The sequence below is a fragment of the Sulfurovum xiamenensis genome (assembly GCF_030347995.1).
In the GTDB taxonomy this organism is placed as follows: Bacteria; Campylobacterota; Campylobacteria; order Campylobacterales; family Sulfurovaceae; genus Sulfurovum; species Sulfurovum xiamenensis.
The window spans coordinates 106868-113527 of the sequence record NZ_JAQIBC010000004.1; the positions used below are offsets into that span (position 1 = coordinate 106868).

Sequence of the window (6660 nt, forward strand, 5' to 3'; positions counted from 1 at the left end):
AGATACATGTGCTGGGTACTGTTGTCTGAATAAAAAAGTGTAAAGGAAGCATCATGGATGCATGTAGAAAATGCAACAATACCAATGTTTCGTGGAATGGTCTATGGAAACAATGCGCAAGCTGTGGTGAAGTGCTTGAAAAGGATGCTAGTGTCATGCCAAACCATACTATAGTAAAGAAGAATAGTCTAAATGATATTGTAGTATTGCCTTTAAAGTCGACACTGATGGGAAAACTGATATCAAGACTTCACTTGATACATTAAACAGTGTATAGGATGCTTTTTTGTGAATTGAGGAAGAGGCCTGTCAAAGAAAATCCTTGACAGGATATAAAGGTGAGGATGCGGTACTATTCAGCTTCTAACACGGCTCCGGAACTGGCATTGGTTACCAGGGCTCTATATTGTCTTAACCATTTACTTTTCAATGGCTTGACCAAAGGTTTGAAATTATCTCTTCTTTCTGCGATCTCTTCGAATGTAAGCTTTGCTTCCAAGATGTAATTGTCCACATCGATATGGATCTCATCACCATCTTCAAGTAACCCTATAAGACCACCTTCTGCCGCTTCAGGACTGACGTGACCTATACTTGCACCTCTGGTTGCTCCAGAGAATCTACCATCCGTGATCAATGCAACTTTGTCTCCTAGACCCATACCCATGATAAGGCTTGTAGGACTGAGCATCTCTTGCATACCAGGACCACCGCGAGGACCTTCATATCTGATAACCACAACATTACCGGCTTTTACTTTACCACCGAGAATACCCTCGATCGCTTCATCCTGTGAGTTAAAGCATACGGCAGTACCGGTGAAGACTCTGTCTCCAGTGATACCCGCGGTTTTGATGACGGCACCCTGTTCTGCAAGGTTACCGTAAAGGATAGCCAGTCCACCCACTTCAGAATAGGGGTTGTCAATCGTGTGGATAATATTTGTATCCAATATCTCTGCATCTTTCACTTTTTCATACAGTGTTTCCCCTGTGATTGATAGATTGTCTATGAGGATGTTATCACCACGTTTCATCATTTCATGCATGACGGCATTAACCCCACCTGCTTTGTTAATGTCTTCCATGTGTACTGTCGAGAGTGATGGAGAGATCTTCGCAATGTGAGAAACACGTTTAGAGATGGCATTGATATCTTCAAGATTGAAGTCTATTTCCGCTTCTTTTGCGATAGCCAGCATATGGAGTACCGTATTTGAACTTCCACCCATGGCCATATCTACAGCAAAAGCATTACGTACAGCATTTTCATTTAAAATATTTCTCATACGGTATTTTTCACGTTCGTTTTCTTCAGCTTTTGCTATCTCACAGATACGTCTGGCAGCTTTTCTGTAAAGCTCTGTTCTCTCAGGCGTAAGCGCAAGTATGGTTCCGTTACCTGGAAGAGCGATACCCATGGCTTCCATCAGCGTATTCATAGAGTTTGCAGTAAACATTCCTGAACAAGACCCACCGCTTGGACAAGCATTACACTCGATATCGTGAAGCTCTTCATCTGTGATCTCACCTGTTTCATGTTTACCCACCGCTTCAAATGCTGTTGCAAGGTCAATAGGCGTACCATCTTTGGTGTATCCTTTTTCCATAGGACCCCCGGAGACAAATACAGTAGGAACATTCACACGTAAAGCACCCATGATCATCCCCGGAACGATCTTGTCACAGTTAGGAATAGCGATCATTGCATCAAGTTTATGTGCATTCATCACCGTCTCTACAGAGTTTGCGATGATCTCACGGCTTGGAAGAGAGTAAAGCATACCATCATGCCCCATAGCAATACCGTCATCAACACCGATGGTATTGAATTCAAAAGGGACACAGCCGTTGGCACGAATCTCTTCTTTGATCACTTCAGCGACTTTATTCAGGAAAAAGTGCCCAGGAATGATCTCTATAAATGAATTTGCCACACCGATGAACGGTTTTTTAAAATCTTCATCTTTTACACCGGTTGCACGCAGTAGACTTCTATGTGGAGCTCTACTAAACCCCTCTTTTATTTCATCACTTCTCATGAGAAAGCCTTTTATATGTATTTTAACGGATTATAGCAGATGATTCTCAAAAAAAAAGAGGGCAAATAGACTTTTTATCGCATAAGTAATGTTTTTCTCTTTACATTAAAAACTTTTTTGGCTATAATCGCACTCCAATTTTAAGTAAATGCTTAGAAGCGGTATGGAGATGCGGGCGTAGCTCAGTGGTAGAGCAAAACCTTGCCAAGGTTGGGGTCGACGGCTCGAACCCGTTCGCCCGCTCCATGAAAAACAATTTTCAATATATGAATGGTACCAATGATGCCCGGGTGGTGGAATGGTAGACACAGGGGACTTAAAATCCCCCGGTCATTGTGACCGTGCCGGTTCAAGTCCGGCTCCGGGTACCACCCATATATTGATGGAACCATCGCCAAGTTGGTAAGGCCGCAGCCTGCAAAGCTGCTATTCGCCGGTTCGAGTCCGGCTGGTTCCTCCACATATCAACTAGAATTTATCTATCTTTAGGTAATATTCTTTGCTTCAAATTGTCGGGAGATGTCAGAGTGGTCGAATGTGCCGGTCTTGAAAACCGGTGAGGGTAACACCTCCGGGGGTTCGAATCCCCCTCTCCCGGCCATCCACTTTTTATAATCACTAGTCAATATCAATTCAAAATACTTTTTAGAAATATTCCTATTAGTAAATCTCTAGAGTAATTTCTCTCTGATCACATCATTCACTTTGGTAAAATCAATAAAATCTTCAAATACCTGCTATAATCATATACTTTTTATGCACAAGGATCTTAGTATGTCAGAGAATATAGGAAAACTCATATTACGTTTAATGGTAGGAGGGTTGATGCTTTTTCACGGTATTGATAAAGCATTACATGGTATCACGTTTATAAAGGGTGTAGTGAAGTCCCAGGGGTTGCCTGAAATGTTAGCGTATGGTGTCTATGTGGGAGAGATACTTGCCCCGCTTTTTTTGATTCTGGGATGGAAAAGCAGGATTTGGGCAGGGGTGATCGTATTCAATATGGCAGCAGCTGTCTATTTGACGAAAATGGATGTGTTTTTCAAACTCGGATCTCATGGATCCTGGGCATTGGAGTTACCGATGTTCTATCTATGTAGTGCATTGGCTATCGTCCTTTTAGGCTCTGGAAAATATGCGGTGATGAGAGACTAGTACATTCAAATTACACACTGTTTTTCTATAGTACCAAAAACGCAAAAGGCAGAGTATGCAAAAAACAGTGTTGATCTTATATGTGCTGGTAACATGGCTGGTTGCAGAAGAGTTAAAGCCATGGAGCACCAAACTAAATACGTTAACCCCCTTTGAAAAACATGTGATCATCGATAAAGGTACGGAACGTGCTTTTTCCGGACAATATGTTTATACCAAAGAGGATGGCACCTATACCTGTAAAGTATGCGGGGTACCGCTCTACAGGTCCGATGACAAATTTGATTCCCACTGCGGATGGCCAAGTTTTGATGATGCGATACCCGGTGCGATAAAGGAAGTCCCCGATGCAGACGGTCGACGTATAGAGATCGTTTGTGCCAATTGCGGCGCACATTTGGGACATGTATTTAAAGGTGAGGGCTTTACGGACAAAAATGTGCGTCACTGTGTCAATTCTGTTTCTCTCAATTTCCAAAAAAAGAAAGCACAGACCCCTGCATTTAAAAAAGCTTATTTTGCCGGCGGATGCTTTTGGGGTGTGGAGTATTATCTTGAAAAAATCGATGGAGTAAAAGAGGTGACCTCTGGTTTCATGGGAGGGCATATGAAAGACCCGGGCTACTATGATGTCGTACGTAAAGATACAGGTCACCTAGAAACCGTTGAGGTGGTCTATGAACCTTCCAAAGTTTCCTATGAAACCCTGGCAAAAACTTTTTTTGAGATCCATGACCCTACACAGGTGGATGGGCAGGGGCCTGACATTGGAAGTCAGTATCTTTCGGCTGTCTTTGTTAGTAACACAGAAGAACGTAAAACAATCGAGAGGTTGATCGGTATTTTGGAGGGGAAAGGGTTAAAAATAGCTACAAAGGTACTGCCTAAAGCACCTTTTTACCGTGCTGAGGCATACCATCAGGATTACTATCAACGCAAAGGTTCAAAACCTTATTGTCATAGAAGAGTTAAGCGGTTTTAGTCTCGCGTATTGATCATCCATTGTGAAAAAACGTTGATGTAATTCCAGAAGCTTTGTATATTCTCTTCAGAACTTAGTTTTTGCTCTATGATGGGTTTCAGTGCCTCTTCAAAAGTAACAAGCCAATGCAGTCTTGCTGTAGGGGTGATAGGGAAAGGCGCATGTCTCCCTCTCATTTGTGGTGCGCCACGGTTTTGATTAAAGTAAGCGGGTCCTCCACAGATCTGTATGAAAAAGTCTGCCGAGTGCTGTGCGGCTTTTTTCATCTCTTCTCTGTCGCTTGGGAAGATATCTTTGATCGGGCTTTCAAATAGACCCATATAAAATCTATCGAGCAAGGCACGCATACCTTCTTCTCCTATGTCTGTTAAAAATCCTGGATTAGGTTTGGTGACCGGTGGATTCACGCCCTCTTGGTAAGGGAGTATAGAGAAATCTAAAGAGGAGCTACTAAAATTCATAAAATGCCTTTGTACTATCTGAAATGAGTGTTTTTGTACGGTGTTATAACATGAAAAGACTTAGGTGTCAAGCATGTGAAGATCAATGACACCCTCCTGTGCCGCAACTATCACTGTTCTCTACGGCAAAGCTGTTGGTATATCCACACTCCAAACATTCAAATGAGAGTAGTTTTGGTCCTGAACATCCACCTGATCTTTGGTCGGTAAGTTCAATGCTTTTATGATGACATTTTGGACAAAAACCACGTTTGATGGCATCCAGCTGTTCTTTTTTTTCTTTAAGATAAAAGATATAAACAAATACGGACCCCAAAAGGATGATCAGCATAAAAGCAAGAAGATAAAATAAATCGATAATAGACTCCTTATGTCATATAGTTTTTGAGTTCAGTGACCTGTGCTCTATAATCAGGCACATAGTGTTCTACCAGTTGCCAAAAAGTTTTTTGATGATGTTTGTGCTTGATATGTGCCAGTTCATGCACGATGATGTATTGTATCACATCATGTGGAAGTTTCATCATCATCGTGTTAAAACTTAAGATGTTTTTCCCGCTGCAGCTTCCCCATTGCCGTTTGGTTTTTCGAAATCGTATATCTGCGGGGGAAAGGCACATTTTTTTCGCCCAGAATTCTACATGAGGAATAATATGTTTCTGTGCCTCTGTTTTGTAAAATCTATCGAGGTGTGTTTGGAAAAGTTTTTCATCATAGGTATGGTAGAAAAGTCTGAATGCTTCGCCATCAAAATCAAGATGTGCTCTTTTCTTGTTATATCGTACCAGTGTCAGAGGATAGACTTCCCCCATGAAATAAACCTCTAAGTCACTGGAAAAGTCTAAGGGTTTCCCTTTCTTCTGCTGTATCTTCTCTCTAGCATTGTTGATCCAGGAGGATTTTTTGAGCAGGAGTTGTTCTATTTTTTGTTGTGTGACTTTAGGCGATTTGATCACGAGGTTCCCCTCGTTATCAAAGCTAAGATAAATATGTTTCAGTTTAGGGTTAATGATATGTGTATATTGCGGTAAAAGACTCATATTATAAGATCAATTAACGATTTTATCTTGACGATAGATTACCCTTCTATTTATAGAACCGTCTTTATTATACGTTTGGGCCGGCCCCTCTTTTACACCATTCACATAGGTGTACGATACCATTACGTCACCATTTGGATAGTAGGCTTCATACAAACCGTCTTTTTTCCCATTGATATAGTTGACTTTCGAAAGTACACGACCTTTTGTATCATACCCTGTTGCAAGGCCATGTGGTACACCACTACGTATATGTACAACGGCAAGTACATTACCATCATATCCATACTCTTTACGGATACCATTTTGACCCGTGTCATCATCCATAATAAATTCAGAGCGTATCTGACCACCCGTATAGTATTCTTTTTTCACTTTTCCCCCTGAAAGGCTAGGTCCCTGACAGCCATTTAAGAGAAGAAGTGAAAAAATAGTAAGAAAGAAAGATAACTTTTTCATGGAAAACCTTGATATATAAAATGTAGTGCTATGAGTATACTATAAATTGCCTTTTTTTGCTTTTTAGCCAAAGAGTATTTTGTGTGAGGGAAAGGGTTTCTGAAGATTATTTGTACTTTTTTATTTTCAAAGTCGTATTTTAGGGGTTTAAATGGGTTATGGCAGAGAGGAAGGGAAATTACAAATAAAATAACAAAAAACTACAAATAACCACGTACTTGGGCTTTCACAACTTTATCAAAATTCAAAATTCTTCAAAATTAGTTATTTTTGGGCACATTTTAGGCACAGTAGCCAATAAAACTTCTCTTAATAAAATTAAGTAAAATGAATGATTGATTTAGCATTCACGAGAGCAAGATTGTTTGTTAAAAATACAATGCACTGACAAAAAAAGTAACACCATAAAATTTAACAGTAAATATTATATTATTTATTTTATATTTATAATAAAAACTTAAGTAGTATTAAACTGTTTATATTGTTAAAATACTACACCTGTTGTGAGGCAGGGTCAGA

Annotated in this window: 8 protein-coding genes and 4 tRNA genes; 7 read left to right on the forward strand and 5 right to left on the reverse strand. The window is 40.3% G+C overall.

Features of this window, described 5'->3' with window-relative positions; genetic code table 11:
* Positions 1-53 precede the first annotated feature (53 nt).
* Positions 54-266, forward strand: coding sequence for a hypothetical protein (locus PF327_RS07820; protein WP_289402039.1), 213 nt, complete (start codon positions 54-56; stop codon positions 264-266).
* 86 nt (positions 267-352) lie between these two features.
* On the opposite strand, the gene ilvD is transcribed toward PF327_RS07820, so the two are convergent.
* Complete coding sequence (gene ilvD, locus PF327_RS07825; RefSeq protein WP_289402040.1) at positions 353-2041, reverse strand: dihydroxy-acid dehydratase; 1689 nt, start codon at positions 2039-2041, stop codon at positions 353-355.
* Positions 2042-2212: 171 nt separating this feature from the next.
* Between ilvD and PF327_RS07830 the strand changes: the two genes are divergently transcribed.
* From PF327_RS07830 to PF327_RS07855, 6 genes are all read left to right on the forward strand, one after another.
* Positions 2213-2287: transfer RNA gene (locus tag PF327_RS07830), tRNA-Gly, on the forward strand.
* Between the two features lie 38 nt (positions 2288-2325).
* A tRNA-Leu gene (locus PF327_RS07835) sits at positions 2326-2412 on the forward strand.
* A gap of 13 nt (positions 2413-2425) precedes the next feature.
* Positions 2426-2501, forward strand: a tRNA-Cys gene (locus PF327_RS07840).
* A 53-nt stretch (positions 2502-2554) separates the two neighbouring features.
* Positions 2555-2642: transfer RNA gene (locus PF327_RS07845), tRNA-Ser, on the forward strand.
* A gap of 173 nt (positions 2643-2815) precedes the next feature.
* Complete coding sequence (locus PF327_RS07850) at positions 2816-3199, forward strand: DoxX family protein (RefSeq protein ID WP_289402042.1); 384 nt, start codon at positions 2816-2818, stop codon at positions 3197-3199.
* Between the two features lie 55 nt (positions 3200-3254).
* Positions 3255-4181 (forward strand): bifunctional methionine sulfoxide reductase B/A protein, encoded by a 927-nt coding sequence (locus PF327_RS07855; RefSeq protein ID WP_289402043.1) that lies wholly within the window; start codon positions 3255-3257, stop codon positions 4179-4181.
* On the opposite strand, the gene PF327_RS07860 is transcribed toward PF327_RS07855, so the two are convergent.
* From PF327_RS07860 to PF327_RS07875, 4 genes are all read right to left on the reverse strand, one after another.
* A complete protein-coding gene (locus PF327_RS07860; RefSeq protein WP_289402044.1) occupies positions 4178-4642 on the reverse strand; it encodes a globin domain-containing protein in 465 nt (154 codons plus the stop codon). The genes PF327_RS07855 and PF327_RS07860 overlap by 4 nt on opposite strands.
* Positions 4643-4724: 82 nt before the next feature.
* A complete protein-coding gene (locus PF327_RS07865; protein ID WP_289402045.1) occupies positions 4725-4958 on the reverse strand; it encodes a hypothetical protein in 234 nt (77 codons plus the stop codon).
* A 52-nt stretch (positions 4959-5010) separates the two neighbouring features.
* Positions 5011-5682, reverse strand: coding sequence for a M48 family metallopeptidase (locus PF327_RS07870; RefSeq protein WP_289402046.1), 672 nt, complete (start codon positions 5680-5682; stop codon positions 5011-5013).
* A 9-nt stretch (positions 5683-5691) separates the two neighbouring features.
* Complete coding sequence (locus PF327_RS07875; protein ID WP_289402047.1) at positions 5692-6057, reverse strand: toxin-antitoxin system YwqK family antitoxin; 366 nt, start codon at positions 6055-6057, stop codon at positions 5692-5694.
* Positions 6058-6660 lie beyond the last annotated feature (603 nt).